Source organism: Faecalibacterium langellae (genome assembly GCF_002549775.1).
Taxonomy (GTDB): Bacteria; Bacillota; Clostridia; order Oscillospirales; family Ruminococcaceae; genus Faecalibacterium; species Faecalibacterium langellae.
Genome location: NZ_NMTR01000013.1, coordinates 13,673 through 35,434, shown reverse-complemented (window position 1 = coordinate 35,434; position 21,762 = coordinate 13,673). Strand labels below are relative to the sequence as shown.

The 21,762-nt window shown below is 61.7% G+C and carries 24 protein-coding genes; 9 read left to right on the top strand and 15 right to left on the bottom strand.

Annotated elements, in window-relative coordinates:
- Positions 1-27 precede the first annotated feature (27 nt).
- Together CGS49_RS05170 and CGS49_RS05165 are read right to left on the bottom strand one after the other, a co-directional pair.
- Positions 28-537, bottom strand: a complete 510-nt coding sequence (locus CGS49_RS05170; RefSeq protein ID WP_097800842.1) for an NUDIX hydrolase — start codon at positions 535-537, stop codon at positions 28-30.
- A gap of 173 nt (positions 538-710) precedes the next feature.
- Positions 711-1,301 (bottom strand): RICIN domain-containing protein, encoded by a 591-nt coding sequence (locus tag CGS49_RS05165; RefSeq protein ID WP_097800841.1) that lies wholly within the window; start codon positions 1,299-1,301, stop codon positions 711-713.
- Between the two features lie 224 nt (positions 1,302-1,525).
- Between CGS49_RS05165 and CGS49_RS05160 the strand changes: the two genes are divergently transcribed.
- From CGS49_RS05160 to CGS49_RS13935, 7 genes are all read left to right on the top strand, one after another.
- On the top strand, positions 1,526-2,047 hold the full coding sequence (locus tag CGS49_RS05160; protein ID WP_097800840.1) for a nitroreductase family protein: 522 nt from the start codon (positions 1,526-1,528) through the stop codon (positions 2,045-2,047).
- Positions 2,048-2,055: 8 nt separating this feature from the next.
- Positions 2,056-2,550 (top strand): GNAT family N-acetyltransferase, encoded by a 495-nt coding sequence (locus CGS49_RS05155; RefSeq protein WP_097800839.1) that lies wholly within the window; start codon positions 2,056-2,058, stop codon positions 2,548-2,550.
- Between the two features lie 112 nt (positions 2,551-2,662).
- On the top strand, positions 2,663-2,965 hold the full coding sequence (locus tag CGS49_RS05150) for a YerC/YecD family TrpR-related protein (protein ID WP_097800855.1): 303 nt from the start codon (positions 2,663-2,665) through the stop codon (positions 2,963-2,965).
- Positions 2,966-3,093: 128 nt separating this feature from the next.
- Complete coding sequence (locus tag CGS49_RS05145; protein WP_097800838.1) at positions 3,094-3,645, top strand: DJ-1 family glyoxalase III; 552 nt, start codon at positions 3,094-3,096, stop codon at positions 3,643-3,645.
- A 15-nt stretch (positions 3,646-3,660) separates the two neighbouring features.
- Positions 3,661-4,545: a fumarylacetoacetate hydrolase family protein gene (locus tag CGS49_RS05140; RefSeq protein WP_097800837.1), complete on the top strand. Its 885-nt coding sequence runs from the start codon at positions 3,661-3,663 to the stop codon at positions 4,543-4,545.
- Between the two features lie 149 nt (positions 4,546-4,694).
- Positions 4,695-5,645: an ROK family glucokinase gene (locus CGS49_RS05135; RefSeq protein WP_097800836.1), complete on the top strand. Its 951-nt coding sequence runs from the start codon at positions 4,695-4,697 to the stop codon at positions 5,643-5,645.
- A 1-nt stretch (position 5,646) separates the two neighbouring features.
- Complete coding sequence (locus CGS49_RS13935) at positions 5,647-5,832, top strand: hypothetical protein (protein ID WP_143405814.1); 186 nt, start codon at positions 5,647-5,649, stop codon at positions 5,830-5,832.
- Between the two features lie 52 nt (positions 5,833-5,884).
- Here CGS49_RS13935 and CGS49_RS05130 read toward each other — a convergent pair whose 3' ends face one another.
- The 7 genes from CGS49_RS05130 to CGS49_RS05100 all read right to left on the bottom strand — a co-directional run bounded on the left by CGS49_RS05130 (position 5,885) and on the right by CGS49_RS05100 (position 13,004).
- Positions 5,885-7,303, bottom strand: a complete 1,419-nt coding sequence (locus tag CGS49_RS05130) for a M56 family metallopeptidase (protein ID WP_097800835.1) — start codon at positions 7,301-7,303, stop codon at positions 5,885-5,887.
- A 10-nt stretch (positions 7,304-7,313) separates the two neighbouring features.
- Positions 7,314-7,673 (bottom strand): BlaI/MecI/CopY family transcriptional regulator, encoded by a 360-nt coding sequence (locus CGS49_RS05125; RefSeq protein ID WP_097800834.1) that lies wholly within the window; start codon positions 7,671-7,673, stop codon positions 7,314-7,316.
- Positions 7,674-7,834: 161 nt separating this feature from the next.
- A complete protein-coding gene (locus CGS49_RS05120; protein ID WP_097800833.1) occupies positions 7,835-8,419 on the bottom strand; it encodes a sugar O-acetyltransferase in 585 nt (194 codons plus the stop codon).
- A 15-nt stretch (positions 8,420-8,434) separates the two neighbouring features.
- Positions 8,435-10,231, bottom strand: a complete 1,797-nt coding sequence (locus CGS49_RS05115; protein WP_097800832.1) for an ABC transporter ATP-binding protein — start codon at positions 10,229-10,231, stop codon at positions 8,435-8,437.
- A gap of 154 nt (positions 10,232-10,385) precedes the next feature.
- A complete protein-coding gene (locus tag CGS49_RS05110) occupies positions 10,386-11,108 on the bottom strand; it encodes a YggS family pyridoxal phosphate-dependent enzyme (protein WP_097800831.1) in 723 nt (240 codons plus the stop codon).
- 6 nt (positions 11,109-11,114) lie between these two features.
- The gene (locus CGS49_RS05105; protein WP_097800830.1) at positions 11,115-11,675 is read right to left on the bottom strand and encodes a TIGR01440 family protein; all 561 of its coding nucleotides are present in this window, start codon (positions 11,673-11,675) and stop codon (positions 11,115-11,117) included.
- A 15-nt stretch (positions 11,676-11,690) separates the two neighbouring features.
- Positions 11,691-13,004, bottom strand: a complete 1,314-nt coding sequence (locus CGS49_RS05100; protein ID WP_097800829.1) for an SMP-30/gluconolactonase/LRE family protein — start codon at positions 13,002-13,004, stop codon at positions 11,691-11,693.
- 259 nt (positions 13,005-13,263) lie between these two features.
- On the opposite strand from CGS49_RS05100, the gene CGS49_RS05095 reads away from it, so the two are divergent.
- Together CGS49_RS05095 and CGS49_RS05090 are read left to right on the top strand one after the other, a co-directional pair.
- The gene (locus CGS49_RS05095) at positions 13,264-13,953 is read left to right on the top strand and encodes a response regulator transcription factor (RefSeq protein WP_097800828.1); all 690 of its coding nucleotides are present in this window, start codon (positions 13,264-13,266) and stop codon (positions 13,951-13,953) included.
- 15 nt (positions 13,954-13,968) lie between these two features.
- Positions 13,969-15,492, top strand: coding sequence for a sensor histidine kinase (locus CGS49_RS05090; protein ID WP_097800827.1), 1,524 nt, complete (start codon positions 13,969-13,971; stop codon positions 15,490-15,492).
- A 172-nt stretch (positions 15,493-15,664) separates the two neighbouring features.
- Here the strand turns inward: CGS49_RS05090 and CGS49_RS14180 are convergent, their stop codons facing one another.
- The 6 genes from CGS49_RS14180 to CGS49_RS05060 form a co-directional block, all read right to left on the bottom strand.
- Positions 15,665-15,826: a hypothetical protein gene (locus CGS49_RS14180; protein ID WP_179859033.1), complete on the bottom strand. Its 162-nt coding sequence runs from the start codon at positions 15,824-15,826 to the stop codon at positions 15,665-15,667.
- A 36-nt stretch (positions 15,827-15,862) separates the two neighbouring features.
- The gene (locus CGS49_RS05085) at positions 15,863-16,810 is read right to left on the bottom strand and encodes a pectinesterase family protein (RefSeq protein WP_097800826.1); all 948 of its coding nucleotides are present in this window, start codon (positions 16,808-16,810) and stop codon (positions 15,863-15,865) included.
- 79 nt (positions 16,811-16,889) lie between these two features.
- Complete coding sequence (locus tag CGS49_RS05080; RefSeq protein ID WP_242975374.1) at positions 16,890-19,178, bottom strand: PP2C family protein-serine/threonine phosphatase; 2,289 nt, start codon at positions 19,176-19,178, stop codon at positions 16,890-16,892.
- Between the two features lie 186 nt (positions 19,179-19,364).
- Positions 19,365-20,828: a glutamate--tRNA ligase gene (gene gltX / locus CGS49_RS05070; RefSeq protein WP_097800824.1), complete on the bottom strand. Its 1,464-nt coding sequence runs from the start codon at positions 20,826-20,828 to the stop codon at positions 19,365-19,367.
- A 158-nt stretch (positions 20,829-20,986) separates the two neighbouring features.
- Positions 20,987-21,430 (bottom strand): DUF6773 family protein, encoded by a 444-nt coding sequence (locus tag CGS49_RS05065; protein WP_097800823.1) that lies wholly within the window; start codon positions 21,428-21,430, stop codon positions 20,987-20,989.
- A 3-nt stretch (positions 21,431-21,433) separates the two neighbouring features.
- Positions 21,434-21,631 (bottom strand): helix-turn-helix transcriptional regulator, encoded by a 198-nt coding sequence (locus tag CGS49_RS05060; RefSeq protein WP_097800822.1) that lies wholly within the window; start codon positions 21,629-21,631, stop codon positions 21,434-21,436.
- Positions 21,632-21,762 lie beyond the last annotated feature (131 nt).

Below are 21,762 nucleotides of genomic sequence, written 5' to 3'. Positions count from 1 at the left end.
CGCAATCCCGGGGCGCTGTTCTGTTTTTTATAACAATGGTTCGCCGTCCAGCACGGCCCGCGTGAGGGTGTCGCCGTCATACACCAGTTTGAGCGAGAAATACGGCCGGTTCTCGTTCAGCAGCCGGAAGAAGATTTTGTCCCCTTCCCAGATGGGCAGGGCCGTCATCTTGTCTTTCGGCACCCATTCCAGCACCCCTTCCCGGCAGGCATCGCGCGGCACCATCTCGCCTTCCCAGCGGTCGGCGGTGTACAGGTGGATGAACTCGGTCATGTTGCCCAGCACAAAGGTCAGCAGCCCCCGGGCGCGGTAGCGGGTCAGGGTCAGGCCGGTCTCCTCCCGCACCTCGCGCACAAGGCACTCCTCCGGGCTTTCGAACCGCTCGAATTTGCCGCCCACGCCCACCCATTTGTCGTGGTTGTAGTCGTCCTGCTTTTTGATGCGGTGCAGCATCAGATAGGCGTCCTCCCGCTCCAGATAGCACAGCGTGGTGCTGAAAATGGGGTATTCCGGGTCCAGAAACGCTCCTAAGTTCATTGTGATCTCCTTTTTGTGTGTAACCCTCTCAGGCGAAAACCATGCTGCCGATCGTCACGGCTCTTTTTGTGAAAATGCAATTCCGGGCAGACCGCAGTCTGCCCGGAATTGCTTATTAAAAATAATTTTTCCTCTGAATGTGCCCGGAGCATCGCGGCGGGCATTCTAAATCGTCAGGCTTTTCGGCCTGCCCTGCCCTTGCCCGCATTGTTCAGCTTGCGCACCAGGTCATTCTGGTGCTTGCGCTGCGAAGCCGTGGGCTGGGGGTCCAGTGCTTCCTCGGGGCGTTTGCCGGTCTGCACCGCGTCCGGGTCGATGCGCTCCAGCGTCCACTCCTGATTGCCGCCGGACACAAAGTTCCAGATCTGGGCCTGTGCACCGTTGGCGGTGTTCATGCCCACCAGATCAATGTATTTGTCCGCCAGCGCATTGCGGATGCGGGTGCGGCCATTGCGGGTGGGCTCCAGCTCCCAGCACTGGCTCATGCCGCTGGTGCGGCTCCACTGGTGCAGCCAGGTGCCTTCCACCACGCCGCCCAGGGCCAGGTCGATCATCTTGCCGGTGAACCGGTTGCAGATGCGCCAGCGCCCGCCGCCTGCGTCCACGAACTGCCACTGCTGCCACGGATGGCCTGCGTAGCTCCACAGCTGGATGGCGGCGCCGTTCTCCGTGTTGAAATTCTTTACTTCCAGCACCTTCCCGTTGGGGGCTTTGATGATGTAAAATTCGTTTTCCAGGATCAGGACCTGTGATGCCTTTGCCATAGAGCTCGACTCCTTTCCACTATGGTAGCCCTATTATACCCGATTTGCGCAGTGGCAACAAGAATGCTTTTCCATAATCTTTTTGCGTTTTATTGTGCATTTTGACGTGATTTTCGCAACTAAAACGTTTGCGTGCAACAGAAGTGTTTCACGCAAGGATTCCTTTGCACTCCACACCGTGTTGTGATACAATAAAGGCACACGTTTTAAGGGAGGGAATTGCTATGACCAACGAAACATTGGAAACCATCAAAAAACGCCGCAGCTGCCGCGCCTATAAGCCCGAGCAGATCACCGACGAAGAACTGAACGCCGTGCTGGAAGCCGGCACCTATGCCGCCAGCGCCATGGGCCGCCAGAGCGCAAAGATCGTGGTCGTGCAGGACGCTGCCACCCGCGCCCAGCTCACCCGCATGAACGCCGCTGTCATGGGCACGAACAACGACCCCATGTATGCAGCCCCCACCATTCTGGTGGTGCTGGCCGATGCAAACAGCAAAAACGCCGTGCAGGACGGCAGCCTTGTCATGGGCAACCTGATGCTGGCTGCCGCCTCTCTGGGGCTGGGCAGCTGCTGGATCAACCGCGCTAAGGAGGAGTTTGACTCCGACGAGGGCAAGGCCCTGCTCAAAAAGTGGGGTATCGAGGGCGAATGGGTCGGCGTAGGCCACTGCATTCTGGGCTATCCCGCAGCAGACCCCAAGCCTGCCGCACCCCGCAAACCCGATTATATCGTAAAAGTCTAAGGAGAACTATGAAGCCTGATTACAAGCTGGTCGCCAAGGCCAAATATATCCACGCCACCGCCGACCTCGCCAGCGAGCTCTGGCACGAGGTCTACAAGCGCTATTACCCTGCAAAGCAGCTGGACACCCTTGTGGAGGAGCTGCAGAGCGCCGACGCCATTGAGGAAGACATCGACAACGATGTGAACTACTTCCTCGTGGTGCTGGGCGGCAAGACCATCGGCTACTTTGCCTGGAAGATGGAGAACACCTCCCTGCACCTGATGCACCTCTACCTCAAGCCCGAGTACCGCGGCAAGGCGCTGGGCCGGGACATCGTGCTGTCCTGCGAGCGGCTGGCCCGGGGCGAGGGCAAGGGCCGCGTGTGGTGCACCGTCCACGCCAAGGCCCTGCCGGTGCAGCAGTTCTTCAAGGCGCTGCGCTACCGCAATCTGAAACCTGCCGAGCAGGAGACGGGCACCGTCCCCCGCGACGAGCTGGTGTTTGAGCACACACTGGGCTGATTTTGCCGCAAAACCCGCAAAAAGCTATTGAAATTTTTCTCCGTTTGTTCTACACTAATGTAGTGTAATAAAGTGCCCGCCTGTGGGCGGCATCTGCAAAAAGGAGAACGACATGGCAAAAGATCATCCCACCGGAAAATCCGGCCTGTATCAGGCATTTTTGCAGCTCAAGACCCCGGAACAGTGCTACCGCTTTTTGCAGGATGTGTGCAGCTATTCCGAGCTGAGCGCAATGGAGCAGCGCTACAACATCGCCGAAATGCTGGTGGACAAGCGCATCTACACCGAGATCATGGACAAGACCGGCGCGTCCAGTGCCATCATCAGCCGGGTCAGCCGGGTGCTGAGCGCCGACGACAGCGTGCTGCGCGCCCTGCTGGAGGCCGAAAAACCTGCCGACGAGCCCAAAAACTGAATCATCACGCAAGCTGTGCCGCGTGCCGCCCGTGCGGTATGCGGCCTTTTCATTCAACCGGGAAGACCGGAGTCCCCGCGTCAGCGGGGCCCTCTGGCCGCTTTCCCACATCAGGAGGTTTGATTAAAATGAGCAAAGCCGTAGTCTTTTTTGCCGAGGGCACCGAGGAGTGCGAAGCCCTTCTGGTAGTGGACCTGCTGCGCCGCGCCAAGGTGGACGTGACCATTGCCAGCGCCACCGGTAACCGCGCCATCACCAGCAGCCACAAAGTGCACATCACCGCCGACGCACTGGCCGAGGACATTGATTACTCCGACGTGGACATGGTGGTGCTGCCCGGCGGCATCCCCGGCACGCCGAACCTTGCCGCCAACAAGACGGTGACCGACACCTGCGTTTCCTTTGCCAAGAGCGGCAAGAAGGTGGCCGCCATCTGCGCCGCACCCAGCGTGCTGGCATCCCTCGGCCTGCTGGAAGGAAAAAAGGCCACGGCCCACGCCGGTTTCCAGGATAAGCTCACCGGTGCCGAGGTGCTGGACACCGAAGTCGTGGTAGACGGCAATATCACCACCAGCTACGGCCTGGGCGGTGCCATCCCCTTTGCACTGGAGCTGGTGCGCCAGCTGGCCGGGCAGGCCGAGGCTGACCGCATCCGCAGCGCCATCGCCTACCGCCACTAAAAGGAGGGAGCCGTCATGCGTTTTGTCACCTGTCTCACCCCGGACGGCGTGGAGGAACCCGCCGTCCTCTCGGCCGACGGCACCGCCGTCACCCCGCTGCGCTGGCTGGGCCTGCCCTGCGACACCCTGACCGAGGCCATCCCCCAGCTGACGCCCGCCGTGCGGGCCGGGCTGGCACTGGCCCTTTCCGCCATTCCGTCCGTGCCACTGGACGCGGTGCAGCTGCAAAGCCCCATCCCCTGCCCCGCGCAGGACGTGGTGTGCCTTGGCATCAACTACATGGCCCACTCGGACGAAGCGGAAAAATACTCGGCCGACGCCTTCTCGACGAAGCATCAGGACGCCATTTATTTTTCCAAGCGGGTTTCCCGTGCTGTGCCGGACGGCGGCTTCATTGAAGCCCACTCGGACCTTGTGCAGAAGCTGGACTACGAGTGCGAGCTGGCCGTGGTGCTGGGCCGCGACGCCAAAGACGTGCCCGCCGGGCAGACGAAGGATTACGTCTTCGGCTACACCATCCTGAACGATGTCTCCGCCCGCGATGTGCAGACCGCCCACAAGCAGTGGTATTTCGGCAAGAGCCTGGACGGTTTCACACCCATCGGCCCGTGCATCGTCACAGCGGACGAGTTCGACACCTACCCGCCGCGCCTGGGCATCCGCAGTTTCGTCAACGGCGAAAAGCGGCAGGATTCGAACACCGGCCTGCAGATCTTTGATATCGACCACGTTATCCACGAGCTGTCGCAGGGCATGACCCTGAAAGCCGGCACCATCATCGCCACCGGCACCCCGGCAGGCGTCGGCATGGGCATGGACCCGCCGCAGTTCTTAAAGCCCGGTGACACGGTGCGCTGCGAGATCGACGGCATCGGTGCTTTGACCAACACCGTGCGCTGAGCACTGGCATTTGTGCCAAAGTTCCGCCGCATTTTCCGTCCGTTTGCATGAAAAGCCGCTGCGGCACTGCTCTTTTACGGGCGGGTGTGGTATACTGAATGATATGAAATCTTGCGGCCAACGGCCGTCAAAAAAGGGGTAAATGAATCATGAAGGAATACGCATTCGGCATTGATCTGGGCGGTACTACCGCAAAGATTGGCCTGTTCAAGACCACCGGCGAGCTGCTGGAAAAATGGGAAGTGCCCACTGATACCTCCAACGCCGGAGAACACATTCTGGAAAACCTGGCTGCTGCCGTGCAGGGCAAGATGCAGGAAAAGGGCCTTTCCGCCGCGCAGGTGGAGGGCGTGGGCGTCGGCGTGCCCGGCCCCGTGCTGAACAGCCGCATCGTGCCCATCATCTGCGCGAACCTGGGCGGCTGGGGCAAGCGCAACGTTTCTGAGGAGCTGGGCGCTCTGCTGGGCGGCATCAAGGTGCTGGTGGGCAACGACGCCAACGTGGCTGCCCTGGGCGAGATCTGGATGGGCTGTGCCAAGGGCTGCAGCAGCGCGGTCATGGTCACGCTGGGCACCGGCGTCGGCGGCGGCGTCATCGTCAACGGCAAGGTCATCGACGGCTCCCACGGTGCCGGCGGCGAGATCGGCCACATCACCGTGAACCGCCACGAGACCGCCATCTGCGGCTGCGGCAAGCACGGATGCCTGGAGCAGTACTCCAGCGCCACCGGCGTTGTGCGCTGCATGAAGAAGCTGCTGGACGAGAACCCGGACACTCCCTGCACCCTGCGCGGCACCGACTTTGAAGCCAAGGACGTATTTGACGCTGCCCGCAGCGGCGACGCCCTTGCTGCCCGCGAGGTGGACGAGATGACCGACACGCTGGGCATGGCGCTGGCCAACGTGGCCAACACCGTGGACCCGGAAATGTTCATGGTGGGCGGCGGCGTATCCCGCGCAGGCGACGTGCTGTTCACCCCGCTGCGTGAGCACTTCAAGACCTACGCCTTCAAGTCCTGCCGTGAGACGCCCATCGTCGCCGCCACCCTCGGCAACGACGCCGGCATTTACGGCTCCGTCCGCCTGATCGTGGGCGAATAAGATGAATGAACCGATGGACAAAAGCTGGGTCACCCCATTGAATGACGAAGATCGGGAATATTTTGCCTATTTCCGCACCGTCTGCAAGCGCTACAACATCGACCCTTCCAGAGCCAATCGTCTGGAATACGATTTTGTGACGCGGGTGGCTGAAAGCGAATTTTATCTGCAGAAAGCTGCAACCTGATTTATTCTCCATACAAGAAGCGAGGCGCTGCCAATGGCAGCGTCTCGCTTCTTTATTTTGTGATAGCTGCCGTGCCCATTTCCCGGTCTTCCAGGTCATAGACCACCAGCACATCATCCTGCCCATCCACGGTTTTGGAGTACATCATCCCGTTCTTGATGTCCTGCAAGGTCTCCTCGTACAGGGCGATGGTCTCGTCGATTTTTTCCTGTGTCCAGACGAATTCCTCGCCGCCGTTCACAGAGCCCCTTTCCCCCAGCATACTCTGCAGCTGGATTTTTTCGTTGTCCAGCCATGCCTTGTATTCGTCATAGGTCCACCACTCGATGTCCTGCGTCGGGTAGAGCGCTTCCAATTCCGCGTCGGTCAGCGGGGTGAAAGTCTTGCCGTCGTCAAAACTGTAATAGGTTTTGCCGTCGTCCGGGTTCACATAGGACATCATGGTTTCTTCCTCGGTGACGGTATGCGATGCTTTTTGATTCATCTGCCGGTCTAATTCTTCTGTGCTTGCCGGTGCCGAGGTCGCAAAGGCCGTCGTGGTGCCCACAACGAGCGCACCTGCCAGCAGCACCGACACGATAGTCGTTTTTCCTGTTTTCATAATAGCCACGATCCTTTCTTCCATTGCATTGCTGCTGAAGCTGCTGCAAAGGGGAGCAAAACCGTTCCTGGTTTCTTCCATGCGGATGAGGGCGCGGGCGTAGTCGGCGCGGGCATCCCGGCCAAAGCGGTGCAGCACGGCTTCGTCACAGGCCAGCTCGATGTCCCGGTTGGCAAGGGCATACAGCACCCACACAAAGGGGTTCGGCCAGTGCACGCACACCGCCGCCGTGAGCAGCAGCTTTGTCACCGCGTCGAACCGCCGGATGTGCACAAACTCGTGTTCCAGCACATACTGCAGGGTGGCTTCGTCCCGCCAGTCGGTTTTCTTCGGCAGCAGGATCACCGGGTGCCGCACACCGAAGGTGAGCGGCGAGGTGATGAACGCACACTGCCGGATGGTGATCTTTCGCCGCAGCAGATGCGCCTGCAGCCACTGCCGGGCAAACGGCTGCTCCACCGGGAAGGACATCTGGAATTTCTGCCAGTTTTTCCGGTAGGCTGCGACGAAAAATGCAGCCAGAAGCAGCGCACCGGCCAGCCAGATAACCGCCCACACCGGCACCGCCTGCACAGCCGCCGGGTGCGGTGCAGCAGCTGCTTCGGCTGCCATGCCTGCCGTAAAATCACCCGGCAGGGTCGGGCCTGCCGCCGGGCGGTTTGTCCCGGTCACAGCCTGCGTGCCGCGCTGCACCAGCGCATAAACGCTGCCGCCGAAGGGCACGGAGAAGGGCACCAGCAGCCGGGCCAGCGCGATCTGCCACAGCACCAGAAAAGTCCTCTTGGGCAGGCGTTCCAGCAGCAGCGCCCGCAGCACCGTGATGACAACGATCATCACCGCGCCGGACACGCTCATTTGCCAAAGGCTCATACAAACTCCCTCATTCCAGTTCGTCCACGATCTGCTTCAGCTTGCGGATCTGCTCTGCCGAAATTTTGTTGCTGCCCAGAAGGGCTGCAAACAGCTTGTCGGCAGAGCCGTCGTAGACCTTGTTGATGAGCTCCTCGGTTTCGGCCTCCTGCACAGCGGCTTTCGGGATGAGCGCATGGCACACAAACCCCGGCTCACTGCGCCGGATCGCGCCCTTGTTGATGCACCGCTTGATGAGCGTGTAGGTGGTGTTCACGTTCCAGCCCAGCTCCTCGGTCAGCTTGTGGGCGATCTCGCGGGCAGGGGTGTCCCCTTTTTCCCAGAGAACGTCCATCACTTTCAATTCTGCGTCAAACAGTTTGACTTCCATGGTTCAGGTCTCCTTGGTTTGGATTTGCCCCGCCGTCATAAGACGGGTGTCGTAGCTACGCCTTGATACTACCACAGTCTTATTGCATTGTCAATACTACTCCAGTCTTATTCTTGAAAATAAAAATGCTGCGCAGCTCTGGCGGCTCCGCAGCAGGAGGTTCACTTCTTGAATGCAATGCTGTCTTTCTCGGTAATGAGCCGCAGCACCCTGCAGGGGTTGCCTGCGGCCACCACACCGGCGGGGATGTCTTTCGTCACGACGCTTCCCGCGCCAATGGTGGTGCCTGCGCCGATGGTCACACCGGGCAGGATGGTCACATCGCCGCCCAGCCAGACGTTATCCTCCAGCGTGATGGGCTTTGTGTTTTCCAGGCCCTTGTTGCGCTCCTCCGGCAGCAGCGGGTGGATGGCGGTGTACATGCCGCAGTTCGGGCCGATGAAGCAGTGCGTTCCGATGGTGATTTTCGCGCAGTCCATCAGGTAGGCCCCGTGGTTGATGTAGGTACCTTCGCCGATGCTGCAGTTATAGCCGTAGTCGGTGTAGAAGTGCGGCAGAATGACCACATCTTCGCCCATGCCGGGCAGCAGCTTGTGCAGCAGCTCGGCCCGCTTTGCCTTTTCAGACGGGCGGGTCTGGTTGAACGCGGTATAAAGTTCCTCGGCCTTTTCCCGCTCGGCGCAAATTTCCGGGGCGTAGTTGGCGTCGTACCAAAGGCCCGTTTCCCATTTTTCGCGTTCGGTCATGTTCAGTTCCTCCGTTTACAGCGTATCTTCCCCGGGCAGCTGGTTCCACAGGCGGTAATAGACGCCTTGCTTTGCCAGCAGCTCGTCGTGGGTGCCCGCTTCCACGATGCCTTCCTCGCCCAGCACCAAGATGCGGTCGTAGTCCTTGATGGTGGTCAGGCGGTGGGCGATGGTCAGAGTGGTGCGGCCATGGGCCAGCTTTTCAAGGCTCTGGCCCACCAGGATCTCGCTTTCGTTGTCCAGCGCGCTGGTGGCTTCGTCCAGAATGAGGATGGGCGGGTTCTTGAGGAACACCCGCGCAATGGCGATGCGCTGCTTCTGCCCGCCGGAAAGTTTGACGCCGCGCTCACCCACATAGGTGTCGAAGCCGTCCTTCAGGGCCAGAATGAACCGCTCGGCCCCGGCCAGACGGGCGGCTTCGATAATTTCTTCTCGGGTGGCACCGGGCTTGCCGTAGGCGATGTTCTGGGCCACCGTGCCGCTGAACAGGTACACGTCCTGCTGCACGATGCCGATGTCATTGCGCAGGCTGCGGAGGGTGACATGGCGGATGTCCTGCCCGTCAATCAAAATTTTGCCGCTGGTCACCTCATAGAAGCGTGGGATGAGGTTGCACAGGGTGGTCTTGCCGCCGCCGGAAGGGCCGACGAGGGCCAGCCGTTCGCCCGCCCGGATATCCAGACTGACGTTGTGCAGCACCTTATTGTGGTCGTCCGGGTACTCAAAGCTGACGTTCTCGAACCGAATGGCACCGGGGCCGGGCTGCAGCGGCACAGCGTCCGGCGCGTCGTCGATGGTGACGGGGGTGTCCATGATCTCGGCAAAGCGCTCGATGCCGGTCATGCCGCGCTGGAACTGCTCGGCGAACTCCACGATGCGGCGGATGGTGGCAATGAGGGTGGTGACGTAGAGCATATAGGCCACCATGTCACCGGCGGTGATTTTGCCGTACACCAGTGACAGACCACCCGCCAGAATGACCACCAGATACATCAGGCCGTCAAACAGGCGGGTGGAGGTGTTGAAGGCACCCATGGCGTAGTAGCTCAGGGTCTTGATCTGCTCAAAGGCCTTGTTGCCCTGCAGGAACTTTTCGCGTTCCTCATCCTCGGCGGCAAAGGCTTTTACCACGCCCTGCCCCAGCAGGCTGTCCTCGATGGTGGAGTTCAGCTCGCCGATCTGCACCCGCTGCTGGCGGAACCGTGCCCGCAGACGGCCGTTCAGGTACACCGACACCACGCCCATCAGCGGCACGCAGGCAAACACCGCCAGCGTCAGCGGCACACTGGCCTGACACAGGATGACAAAGGACACCACAATTTTAATGGCCGCAATGAAGAATTCCTCCGGGCAATGGTGGGCAAACTCGGTCACATCGAACAGGTCGTTGGTGATGCGGCCCATGATGGTGCCCACTTTTGTGTTGTTGTAGTAGGTGTGGTCCAGCTTGAGCAGATGGTCAAAGGCGTCGCGGCGCATATCGGTCTCGATGTGCACACCCATGATGTGGCCGATGCTGGACATATAATACTGGGCCGCGCCGTCGATGAGACGCAGCACAAAGTACACTGCCGCCAGCCGCAGCACGATCTGTGCCGTCAGGGTGATGCCCACGCCCATGGCGGCGTTGGTGATGGTGCTCATGATCTTGGGCAGCACGATGTCGCACAGGGTGGTCAGTGCCGCGCAGAACAGATCGAGGAACAGCGTTTTCTTATATTTTGCCAGATACGGCAAAAAGCGCCGGATGAGCGCGCCGCTGCTGGTGTGGTGCGCGCCGGGGTCGGTGATGGTCGTTTTTTGCTTGGACATGATACCTCCTGTTGGACACCCTCATCCGTCCGCTCGCTCTGCTCGCGTCCACCTTTCCCCGTCTGGGGGAAGGCTTTTCGGAAACTGCTGCGCACAGGAAGGCTTCCCCCGGTCGGGGGAAGCTGTCTGCGAAGCAGACTGATGAGGGCGAATTTTACACTTTCTTACTGTAATCCCGCTCGCCGTAGATGGCGGTGCCGATGCGCACAAGGGTGGCACCTTCGCGGATGGCGTTTTCAAAGTCGCCGCTCATGCCCATGGAGAGGGTCTCCATCTGCACGTTCTGATAGCCGCGCTCCCCGGCCTGCACGAACAGCTTGTACACCTCAGCGAGGTACCGGCGGTTCTGGGCATCGTCGTCGTTCACGGGCGGGATGGCCATCAGGCCCTTCACCCGGATGTGCTCCTCGGCGGCGGCAGCGTCCAGCAGCGGCCAGAGGGCTTCCGGTGCCACGCCGGTCTTGCTTTCTTCACCGCCGATGTTCACTTCCAGCAGCACATTCTGCACGATGCCCGCCTTGGCGGCTTCCTTCTCGATGGCGTTCAGCAGGTGTTCGCTGTCCACGCTCTGGATCAGGCTGGCACGGCCCAGCACCTTTTTGATCTTATTGGTCTGCAGATGGCCGATGAAGTGGCTGGGCTTGCCGCAGTAAGCGCCCGCGTCAAAGTTTGCGCACAGCTCCTGCACATGGTTCTCGCCGAACACATCAATGGGCAAAGCGGCGCTGGCGGCCACGGTCTGGGCGGTGCGGGTCTTGCAGGCGGCGCACAGCTGCACCGCTGCGGGGTCACGGCCCGCTTCCCGGGCGGCTGCGGCCATCTTTTCGCGGATCTCCGCCACAGCTTCCTTCATCTGTTCCAGTGTTTTCTCAGCCATACTGCTTTAGTCCTCCTCGGTATACTTGGCGCGCTCGCCGCCGATGAGCTTCGGGCGGGTGCGGGCACACAGGATATTCGCTTCGCCGATCTTATTCAGGCTCAGCCGCACCGGCACGGCCACCCGCTTGAGGTGCATCCCGATGAGGGTGCCGCCGATGTCGATGCCTGCGTGGGCGCGGATTTCTTCCACGGCCACCGGCTCTTTGAAGTTTTTCCAGCAGGTGGTAGCCCAGCTGCCGCCCGCATGGGGCCGGGGCACCACACACACTTCCTCCCAGCCGTATTTCTCGGCGGCTTCCCGCTCGAGGATAATGGCACGGTTCAAATGCTCACAGCACTGCGCTGCCAGCCAGATGCCGTTTTCCGCCAGCACCGGCGCAATGCCCGCATACACGGCCTGCGCGGCTTCCAGACTGGAATCCTTGCCGATGTGGCCGCCCACGATCTCACTGGACGAGCAGCCCACCACGAACACGTCACCTTTTTTCAGGTTTGCCTGGGCCAGCAGTTCGGTCACGGCCTGCCGGGCTTCGGTCTCGATTTGCTGTTTGAATGCTTCGGTCATTTCAAAACACTCCTTTTATACTCTTGCCTGCAGCAGGCGTGCAGAGCCCACTGCACCAAAATACACTTTGCTGCCCACCGGGCACGCCGCTGCGCAGCTGTTCATCGCCCGGCCGGTGATGGTGCGCTTCCACGCCCCGGTGGCCGGGTCCACTACAGCGGCGCAGGGCGCATCCGCCGTCATGCGGAACAGCTTCTGCTGCAGGTTCTGGCCTGCACGCAGGGCCACCCCGCGCAGGAAGGTGCTGTCGGCATTCTGTTCCAGCCAGTCGCTGCGGCTCCAGCGGAAGCTGATGTACAGCGCACCGTCTTCGTCCAGCGCCAGCGCACCGGGGTAGCCCGGCAGGCTGTCGGCGGCGCTCCCGCAGTCTCTGCCGCCCGCCGTCAGCTCCCGGGCGGCGGCGTCCACGCTCCACACGCAGCGGCTGCCGAGGTCCGAGACGTAGAGCGTTTCACCGTCGGCCGAGAGGGCCAGGCCGGAGGCCCCGGCCACGCCGCCCAGCACCCGCTGCACGGAACGGTCTGCCGGGTCGTAGACGTACACCCAGCCGGTGCCGGTGTGGGCCAGCAGCTCGGTGCGCAGGGCGCTTTCCAGCCCGTTATCCACCGGTTCATCTCCCACCACGGTAAAGTACACCTTGCCGTCCGGGCCCACTTCCACGGCCGAGATGGCTCCCAGCGGTGCCCCGTCGATCTGGGTGACCACCTGTTCCACCGCGGCCCCCCAGCTGTCGTGCCGGGCACGGCACAGCGCCCCGCCGGAGGTGGTCACCACGGTGAGCCACAGGTCGCCGTTCTGGTCAAAATCGAAGCCGGTCAGCTCACCCTCCACCGAGAGAATGGCCGCATAGTGGCCGCCGTCGGTGCGCACAAGGTCGCTCGTGCGCTTTTTCAGCGCCGCACCGTTGTAGGCCGCCGCGTACACAAGGCCGTCCTGTTCGCGGATGCAGTCCACGCCCTGGTACTCGCCCAGGTCCCAGCTGTCCTTGCTGTCGGTGGAAAGCGCGGTCTGCGCCGCGCCGGTGTCCTGCCGGGTCTCGGGCGCTTTGTAGCGCTGCGGCGGCGTGTCGATGGGCCGCAGCACCAGCGCATACACCAGTGCCAGCAGGATGCACACCCCAAACACGGTGCTGGCCGTGCGGAACCGCTTGAGCAGCGCGTCCCGCTCGGCGGCGGCCTGGGCGGCATATTCGGCCCGGCGGCGGGCAGCCTGAGCGCTGGCGCGGTTGGCGCGGCGCATCCAGCGGTCCACAAAGAGCGCCACCTGCGGGCCGACGGTCAGCGACGCAATGGCAAGGATGAGCAAAAATTCAACAAGTCCGATTCGCATAGGGCTTTTCCTTTATCTTCCAAAAGCTTCGGGCAGTGCGCTGCCCCTTATCGTTTCAGTATAGCATTCCCTGCCCGGCAGTGCAAGCGCCGGGCTTTTCTTCGCGCAAAATGCCCTGTGCACCCAGGCTTTTGTGTGGTATACTGAGAGCAGGAGACTGCTTTTTGCAAAGCATTCATGCAAACTTCACAGCTTTTTCCCATTCTTGCAGTATTATAAAACCGTGAAAATAGACGAATCTGAGGAAGGGGTCTGTCCTATGGCAAAAATCCTGATCGTTGACGATGAGCCGCGCATCCGCGAGCTGATCAGCGAACATTTACAATATTCCGGTTATGTGTGTGCAGAAGCAGGCGACGGCACCGCCGCGCTGGCCCAGCTTTCCGGCGGGGCCTTCGATCTGGTCATCCTGGACCTGATGATGCCCTTCATGGACGGCATGACCTGCCTGCGGGAGATGCGCGCCCGCCACATCAACACCCCCGTCATCATCCTCACCGCCCGCGGCGAGGAATACGATAAGCTGGCGGGCCTGGAGAGCGGTGCCGACGACTATGTGGTCAAGCCCTTCTCCCCCCGCGAGCTGGTGGCCCGCGTGAAGGCCGTGCTGAACCGCACCATGCCCAAGCCCGCTGCCGCCGACAACATCATGACCTTCGGCGAGCTGACCATCGACACCGCCAGTCACACGGTGCGGGTCTCCGGCGAGGATGTGGCCCTGACGCCCAAAGAGTTCGACCTGCTGGTGTTCCTGGCGTCCAACAAGGGCATCGCCCTCAGCCGCGAGAAAATTCTGCAGAAGGTGTGGAACTACGACTACTTCGGCGAGGACCGCACCGTGGACACCCACGTCAAGATGCTGCGCGGCCATCTGGGCAAGTGCCGCAGTTACATCGCCACCGTGTGGGGCATCGGCTACAAGTTTGACCCGGACGCAGTGCGCGGCTAAAAGGAGAACACATCCATGCGGCATCATCGTTCTCTCGGCATCCGCGGCCAGCTGATGTGGTTTTTGTGCTGCATCTGCCTGTTTTTGCTGGGGCTGTTCTGGTTCCTTTCCACCCAGCTGCTGGAGCCGCTGTACACCAAGCACATCGAGTCCCAGCTGACCACGCAGGCAGAGAGCATCGCCTCGGAGCTGGACAAGGCCCTCGCCGACGGCGAAACGCTCTCGTCCTGGTCCTTCGGGCGGCTCTATGTCAACGGGTCCTTCTTTGACAAGCTGGCCGCCCAGCTGTACGCCAGCGGCAACCTGAACAGCTTTTGTGTGGACATCTCAGATTCCACCATGCGCACCATCTACAAGATCGAGAACCAGTCCTACTGCAACCTGCACGAAACGCTGCTGTCGGACGCTTCCAACAATGATATGATCGTCTCCACCGCCGTGGCCATGCGCAAAAAATGCCGCACCACCGGCGGTTTCGTGCAGACGCTGAACCCGCCCCGGCTGTCCGGCTCGGCCCAGCTGCTGGTGGGGCGCAACACCTCCGGCGGTGAGTACACCGTGCTGGTCACCACCAGTCTGGTGCATGTGGCCGAGGCCGGCAATGTGCTCAGCACCGTGCTGCCCATGACGGCGGCGCTGATCTTCATTATGGCACTTTCGGCCGCGTGGCTGTTCAGCGCGTGGTTCACCAAACCCCTGCGCCAGCTTTCCAGTGCCGCGCGCCAGATGGCCCTGGGCAATTACGCCGTGCAGGTGGACAGCAGCCGCCGGGATGAGCTGGGCGACCTTGCCCAGGACTTCAACCACATGGCGTCCGAGGTGCAGCACGCAGCCCAGATGCAGCGGGATCTGCTGGCCAATGTCTCTCACGACCTGCGCACCCCGCTGACCCTCATCAAGGGCTACGCCGAGACGGTGCGCGACATCACCGGCGACGACAAGGCCCACCGCGATGAGCAGATGAACATCATCGTGGACGAGGCCGACCGCCTGACCGCACTGGTTTCCAGCGTGATGGAGCTGAGCAAGGTGACCAGCGGTGCGGACAAGTGCGAGCGGGTGCACTTTGACATGGGCCAGCTGTGCGACGAGGTGAGCGAGCGCTACGACGCCATCTGCGCCCAGAACGGCTGGCAGCTCAAGCTGGAACTGCCGGACGAGGAGCTGCCCGTCTACGCTGACCCGGACATGATGCAGCGCGCTTTGCATAATCTGCTGGGCAACGCCATGCACCACATCGGCAAGGATGGCATCTTCATCCTGCGGGCACAGCGCTGCACCGAGGGTGTGCGTGTGGAAGTGGAAGACCACGGCCCCGGCATCTCGGCCGACGACCTGCCCTACATCTTCGACCGGTATTACCGCTCCCGCTCCGACTCCGGCAAGCAGGGCACCGGTCTCGGTCTTTCCATCACCAAAGCCATCTTCCAACAGCATGGCTTCCGCTTCGGTGTGCAGAGCGCCATCGGCATGGGCACCACCTTCTGGTTCATCATGAACGACCTGCCCGCCAACGAGAAAAAGGCCGCACAGGAATAAATGATCCACAAAAGCCGGAACGACTGCAGTCGTTCCGGCTTTTGCTTTTCCACATCTATTTCTCGTGAAAAAGCAGCTCGGAAAAATCCGTGGATTTTTTCGAGCTGCAATTATAAAAATAATGCTTCCGCCGTTCATGGCCAAAGCGCACGCGGCGGCCATTCAAAATTGTTTACGAATTGGAATCCGTCGTGCGGTAAATCCCAAATGTATTGTCCGGTGCAGGCATCTCCACCCGGGAAGCCCGGTCGTTCACCTTCCACATCATCCAGCCCATGCCCACGAGCACCAGCAGGATGATGAGCCATTTGACAGAATTCGGCAGCTTTTTCATAGATATCCCTTATACATTCCTTTATCTTTTTCGCAATTATTCCGGTCTGCAGAGTTTCCGTGCCCGTTTGAGCAGGTCTGCGGCCTGGGCGCTGTCCAGCTGCTTCACCCAGCCGCCGCGCGCTGCCGCGCCCGCACCGGTGCTGCCCGCCTCGGCAAAGCAGGCAAGGTCCGAGTCGGTGCGGCTCTGCCACGGTGAAAAACCTTCCGGCGCAATGTGGGCCCCCAGGCGGCAGTCCAGCACGGCCGTCTTTCCGGTGGGCCGCCACGGCCTGCCCAGAAAGACGGTGCCCGCCGGGCAGCCGTCCGAGACGAAATCGCAGTCCCAGAACACAAAACCCAGCCCTTCGGCGGAGCCGGAAGGCGCGGTGACGTAGCTGGCCGGGAGGTGGTTATTCACGGTGCGGATGGTGCACTGCTCAAACAGCGCGTCCGCCCCGCCAAAGATGAAGTCGATATCGCCCGCGATCTCGCAGTGCTGGTAATACTGGGCCGTGGGGCGGCGGGGCGCAAGGCCGCGCGGGCCGAGGAAGCCGTCCTTCTCCCGCTCCTTCTCCGGCAGGGGCGCGCAAAAGAGGGTATCCTGATTGCCCAGCAGCCGCACGTTTACAAACGCCGCATGGGCGCTGTCCACATAGGCCGCTACGGCCTGCCCCACCTGCGCACCCGGCCCGGCGTCGTTCTCGATCGTCAAATCTTCCACCCGCAGGCGTTCCCCGCTGAAAAATGCGGTGTAGCTGCGGAAGGTGTGGGTGGGCCTGCCGTCCGGGTGCGGCAGTCTGCCGCCGTCCCCCCACACGATGCAGGTCTTATCCGGGCCTGCGCCGATCAATGTAATATCCTGCTTTTCGCAGACCAGCTTTTCCCGGTAAACGCCCGGCCCGATGCGGACCTCTGCCGCACAGGCATAAGGCACAGCCAGCACCGCTTCGGACACCGAAGCAAAATCGCCGCTGCCATCGGCCGCCACTGTAATGTTGAGCATTTTTACCGCCTCCTGTTCCTGCATTCATATCTACATAGTATACCCTCCCTCCGATCGAAAATCAACGAAAAACAGGACATCAGCCGCATTTTTCCAGCCGCAGCACCGCCGCCGTGATGTCATCCGGCCGGCCGGTCTTCTGCGCCCGGGCGCGGGCCGTCTCCACCAGCGTCTTTGCCAGCTTGTCCGGCGCTTCACCGGCGGCCGCCGAGAGTTCCAGCTGCTTTGCCACCCAGCCGGGGCCGTCCACCAGCAGCCCGTCCGACACCAGCACCGCGTAGTCCCCGGCAGTCAGGTGCACCACCCGGCTCTGGCCGTTCACGCCGCCCAGGATGCCCACCGGCAGGCTGGCGTCCCCCACGGCCCGCACCCGCCCGCCGTGCACCAGAAAGCCCGGGGCCGCCCCGGCCTTGAACAGCCGTGCCGTGCCGGTGTAGAGGTCCACACTGATGAGGTCCAGCGTCGCGCCGCTCTCGTCCTCACTCTTGAGGGCCAGCGCCACGTTGACGAGCCGCGCCGCCAGCTCGGCGGTAAAGCCCGCCTTCAAAAGCCGGGCGGTGAGTTCGGCGGCAAGGTTGCCGTCCACGGCGGCGGGCCGCCCGGTGCCCATGCCGTCACACAGGATCATCTGCGCCGCCGCCGGGCTGCAGAACTGCTGCACCGCGTCGCCGGAGATGCTGCCCCGCGCCGCCGCGCCCGCCATGCCGAACACCGCCCGCAGAGCCGGTTTTTCGCTGAACAGCAGGGTGGTCAGCCCCTTGCAGGAGAGCACCTGCGGCGTTTCCAGCGTGCGGCGGCAGATGCGGCCCACCTCTCCGGCCAGTGCGTCCAGCTCCTGGGCCGAGAACCGGGTGCGCGGCAGGGTAACGGCTGCATGGGTGCGGCCCAGGTCGTCCAGCGTGACGGCACACTCCTGCGGCGGGGAACCCAGCGCAGTGAACAGGTCGGCCACCCGGCCGGATTTGTAGGGTTCCGGGTCGCCCGGGCGGCCCAGCTGTTCGCCCAGCACACCCAGCGCTTCGGCCACAGCGCTGTACTGCTCGGTGAGGGCGGTGCGCATGGCTTCGGCGTGGATGCGGGCCTCCTTGCGGCTGCGGTAGAGCGCGAAAGACCGCCCCGCCGCCGCGCACAGCGCCGCCGGGTGGATGCACCGGGACAATTGCCCGGGCAATTGCGCCGCTTCCAGCCCGCCGTTTTCCAGCAACGGGCGCAGGGCCTCCATGCCCTCCATGGTGGCGGCATACTCCTGCTTCCAGCAGGTCTCCCGCCGCCCGCAGTTAAAACAAAGAGTATCATAAGTGTTATCAATTACCCAGTGGAAATCCTCCTGCCGGTGCGGCAGGGCGTCGTAGACATCGTTGACCGTCTCGGCCAGCGAAGAAAGGCTCTGGGCCACCTGTTCCAGCCGGGTGGCGGCGGCGCTGAACCGGGGCCGGTCCATGGGTGCAGGCGCGGCTTTTTCTTCCGGTTCCGGGGCCAGCCACCCGGCCGGCAGCGCCGACACCACCGCCAGCGCCCCGCAGACATTGAACAGGTATTGAAAGGCATTCCCGGGCGGTTGGACACAGAGCGCCCCGGTGACACAGCCGCCTGCATAGGCGGCGACGGTCTCGATGCGCTGACCCGGGGCCAGCACCGCCGCGGCCGCCGTCGCGCAGGAAAGGCCCGCCGCAGCCGGGGCGAAGGCCGGGTCGGCCCCGCAGAGGGCGGCACCCAGCACCGCGCAGGCCGCCAGCGCGGCTTTTGCCTGCCCCTTGCAGCACAGATACAGCTCCAGCGCGGCGCATACCGCCACCCCGGGCCAGAGCTTCCACAGCTGTACACTGCCGAGGGCTGCCGCCGCGGCAGCGCCCACCAAGAGCATCCCGGCCCCGGGCTGTTCCGGCGCGAACCGCCGCAGGCATAACCCCATGGCCGCCGCCAGCAGGGCATCTGCTGCGCTGTAGAACACCAGTTCTGCCCCGCCATTGCCGCCGAGGGCAAAGCACAGCGCCACGCCCACCAGCGTGCCGCAGCCTGCCAGCGCAGTCACGGCCAGCTTTTTGGCACCCATCCACCGCACGGCCACGGCGGCACCCAGCGCACACAGCAGGCAGATGCTGCGCAGCGAAAGCGCCCCGAAGCTGTGCAGCAGCACCCCCAGCGCCGCGCCTGCCGCGCAGGGCGCAAAGCAGTCCTCGGCAAAGCCCAGCACAAACCCAAGGCCAAAGGGCATCAGTGCACCGTACAGAACGGCCCAGCCGCCTGCAAATCCCACTGCCACAGCCGCCAGTCTGCGCGCCGCAGGCCGCAGCTCGGCCCGCAGTGTCCGCGGCGTAAACCGTGCCCGGCCTCCGTTCACCGATAAAAGCCCCATCCGCTCTGTCATCTTTACTCCCCGCTTTCCGGCGGGGCATTCTGTGGTTCTGTTCCCCGCGCTTTCTGCATATACTGTAGCGCGGGGCAGCGGCGTTTTTTGGCGCGGTGCGCAGAACCCCCGCAAACCGGCCCAAAGACGCAAAAAAGCCCTGCGGCTGTCATTTTGCCGCAGGGCTTTGGGGGGATTTTGTAAAACTTAACCGTTCAGCTTTGCAAGGGCATCCTGCACGCGCTCCAGGGTCTTCTCGCGGCCCATCATGCAGGCGAGGTCGGTGCCGCCGCCGGGGGTGCGCTGCTTGCCGGAGAGGGCAATGCCCAGCGGGTAGAGCAGCCAGCCGTTCTTCTTGCCCAGTTCTTCGGCCTTGGCCTTGCAGGCATCGAACACGGCGTCACGATTATCAAAGTCTGCATTTTCCAGCACAGGCAGCAGGGCTTCCAGCGCTTCCTTCGCAGTTTCAGGCGTGGTCTTCTGCTTCTTGTTGGCGTACAGGCTCACGTCGTAGTCCGGCATGGCGTCAAAGAAATCCAGCTGTTCGGGAATTTCACCCAGCACTTCGCACCGGGGCTGCAGGTTCGCGCACAGCAGCTTCTTGTTGATGGGAGTGTGCACGGCCTGGTCGATCCAGGGCTCTGCCTTCTTCTGGAACTCCTCGGGAGACAGGCGGCGGATATACTCCGCGTTGATGGCCCGCAGCTTGAGGGGGTCGAAGATGGCCGGAGACTTGGAGATGCCGTCCGGGGACCAGATCTTCACCAGCTCGTCCAGGCTGAAGATTTCCTGCTCGGCGTACTCACCCTTGGGGCTCCAGCCCAGCAGGCAGATGTAGTTCATCACGGCATCGCTCAGGTAACCCTTGGCCACCAGGTCCTGATAGCTGGCGTCGCCGTTGCGCTTCGAGAGCTTGTTCTGGGCGTCCTTCATGACCGGCGGGCAGTGGATATAGGTGGGGATGTCCCAGCCGAAGGCCTGATACAGCAGGTTGTACTTGGGGGTGGAGGACAGATACTCGCTGCCGCGGATGACGTGGGTAATGCCCATCAGGTGGTCGTCCACCACGTTGGCGAAGTTATAGGTGGGCATCCCGTCGGTCTTGATGAGGATCTGGTCGTCCATCTCGCTGTTGTTCACCTCAATGTGGCCGTACACCACATCGTCGAAGCCGGTCACGCCCTCTTTGGGGATCTTCTGGCGGATGACATAGGGCTCGCCTGCTGCCAGACGCTTTTCCACTTCCTCCTTGGGCAGGTCGCGGCAGCAGCCGTCGTAGTGGGTCATCTCGCCATTGGCGCGCTGCTCGGCGTGCAAAGCTTCCAGACGTTCCTCGGTGCAGAAGCAGTAATAGGCCTTGCCCTCGGCCACCAGCTGCTCAGCGTACTGCTTGAACATGCCCATGCGCTCGCTCTGCACGTAGGGGCCAACCGGACCGCCCACATCCGGGCCTTCGTCCCACAGCAGGCCGGTCTCCCGCAGGGTGTTGTAAATGACATCCACAGCGCCTTCCACATAGCGGCCCTGGTCGGTATCCTCGATGCGCAGGATGAAGGTGCCGTCCTCGTGCTTTGCCATCAGGTAGGTGTACAGGGCAGTACGCAGGTTGCCAACGTGCATATAACCCGTGGGCGAGGGTGCAAAACGGGTGCGGACTTTATTGCTCGGCATAGAAAAACGCTCCTTTATTCTCATGCAAAAAAATTTGCGGATAGCTATGTTTTATTGTACTGATTCTGCGCAGATTTGTCAATGCGGGATAATATCATGCACCCATGCAAAAAGGGGCTGCTGCATCAAATGATGTGCAGCAGCCCCTTTTTATAATATTATTCTCCGTCCTTCGGGTCATCCAGATGTTCGCGCCGTTTGCGTGTCAATGCGGCGCACAGCTGCAGCAATGCAAAGCACAGGATGCCGGTAAAAACACCGGTAAAAGCGGCACCGACCCAGTATCCACGGGAAAACCCGATGATCAGCGTAACCGCCACCGCAGCCACCAGAGACCACACGGCATTGGCCGGGGGCGTATCCGAAAAGTGGCGATCCCACAGACCATTGCGCAGACACGCGACACCCGTATAGATGCAGCCGATCATGAATACGACCCACTCTCCGGCGGCCTTGTCCGCAGCCCCGAACACCGTCTGCACGATCCACGCCGCCAGAAGGCTGCCCCATAGCAGCCAGAAGCCATGGCTTTCAATTTTGCGCATGGTCTGCTCCTGCATCTCGTCCAACTGGTTTTTCTTGCTATATAGTGAAAATTTCATAACTCATTCCTCCCAGAACAGTTCATCCAATGTCTTATCCAGAATTTTACAGATACTGCGGCAAAGGTTGATGGTGGGGTTGTACTCCCCTTTTTCAATGGCGTTGATAGTCTGGCGCGAAACCCCTGCCGCCTCGGCAAGCGCGCCTTGCGTCATGTCCTTTTCCGCACGGGCGACCTTTAATTTCAGGTTCTTCGGCATTGATACGCTCCTTTCCTGCCGGGTCGGCATTTGTTTTATCCTCTGGACATATAGTAGCATTTACCATTCTAAATGTCAAGTATATATTACAAAAAGTTTTTATGAGCAGACAAAAAGCACCCCAGCTGTTT

Coding starts and splice junctions, on each gene's coding strand:
- CGS49_RS05170 (WP_097800842.1), bottom strand. CDS start 537: ATGAACTTAGGAGCGTTTCTGGACCCGGAATACCCCATTTTCAGCACC.
- CGS49_RS05165 (WP_097800841.1), bottom strand. CDS start 1,301: ATGGCAAAGGCATCACAGGTCCTGATCCTGGAAAACGAATTTTACATC.
- CGS49_RS05160 (WP_097800840.1), top strand. CDS start 1,526: ATGACCAACGAAACATTGGAAACCATCAAAAAACGCCGCAGCTGCCGC.
- CGS49_RS05155 (WP_097800839.1), top strand. CDS start 2,056: ATGAAGCCTGATTACAAGCTGGTCGCCAAGGCCAAATATATCCACGCC.
- CGS49_RS05150 (WP_097800855.1), top strand. CDS start 2,663: ATGGCAAAAGATCATCCCACCGGAAAATCCGGCCTGTATCAGGCATTT.
- CGS49_RS05145 (WP_097800838.1), top strand. CDS start 3,094: ATGAGCAAAGCCGTAGTCTTTTTTGCCGAGGGCACCGAGGAGTGCGAA.
- CGS49_RS05140 (WP_097800837.1), top strand. CDS start 3,661: ATGCGTTTTGTCACCTGTCTCACCCCGGACGGCGTGGAGGAACCCGCC.
- CGS49_RS05135 (WP_097800836.1), top strand. CDS start 4,695: ATGAAGGAATACGCATTCGGCATTGATCTGGGCGGTACTACCGCAAAG.
- CGS49_RS13935 (WP_143405814.1), top strand. CDS start 5,647: ATGAATGAACCGATGGACAAAAGCTGGGTCACCCCATTGAATGACGAA.
- CGS49_RS05130 (WP_097800835.1), bottom strand. CDS start 7,303: ATGAGCCTTTGGCAAATGAGCGTGTCCGGCGCGGTGATGATCGTTGTC.
- CGS49_RS05125 (WP_097800834.1), bottom strand. CDS start 7,673: ATGGAAGTCAAACTGTTTGACGCAGAATTGAAAGTGATGGACGTTCTC.
- CGS49_RS05120 (WP_097800833.1), bottom strand. CDS start 8,419: ATGACCGAACGCGAAAAATGGGAAACGGGCCTTTGGTACGACGCCAAC.
- CGS49_RS05115 (WP_097800832.1), bottom strand. CDS start 10,231: ATGTCCAAGCAAAAAACGACCATCACCGACCCCGGCGCGCACCACACC.
- CGS49_RS05110 (WP_097800831.1), bottom strand. CDS start 11,108: ATGGCTGAGAAAACACTGGAACAGATGAAGGAAGCTGTGGCGGAGATC.
- CGS49_RS05105 (WP_097800830.1), bottom strand. CDS start 11,675: ATGACCGAAGCATTCAAACAGCAAATCGAGACCGAAGCCCGGCAGGCC.
- CGS49_RS05100 (WP_097800829.1), bottom strand. CDS start 13,004: ATGCGAATCGGACTTGTTGAATTTTTGCTCATCCTTGCCATTGCGTCG.
- CGS49_RS05095 (WP_097800828.1), top strand. CDS start 13,264: ATGGCAAAAATCCTGATCGTTGACGATGAGCCGCGCATCCGCGAGCTG.
- CGS49_RS05090 (WP_097800827.1), top strand. CDS start 13,969: ATGCGGCATCATCGTTCTCTCGGCATCCGCGGCCAGCTGATGTGGTTT.
- CGS49_RS14180 (WP_179859033.1), bottom strand. CDS start 15,826: ATGAAAAAGCTGCCGAATTCTGTCAAATGGCTCATCATCCTGCTGGTG.
- CGS49_RS05085 (WP_097800826.1), bottom strand. CDS start 16,810: ATGCTCAACATTACAGTGGCGGCCGATGGCAGCGGCGATTTTGCTTCG.
- CGS49_RS05080 (WP_242975374.1), bottom strand. CDS start 19,178: ATGACAGAGCGGATGGGGCTTTTATCGGTGAACGGAGGCCGGGCACGG.
- gltX (WP_097800824.1), bottom strand. CDS start 20,828: ATGCCGAGCAATAAAGTCCGCACCCGTTTTGCACCCTCGCCCACGGGT.
- CGS49_RS05065 (WP_097800823.1), bottom strand. CDS start 21,430: ATGAAATTTTCACTATATAGCAAGAAAAACCAGTTGGACGAGATGCAG.
- CGS49_RS05060 (WP_097800822.1), bottom strand. CDS start 21,631: ATGCCGAAGAACCTGAAATTAAAGGTCGCCCGTGCGGAAAAGGACATG.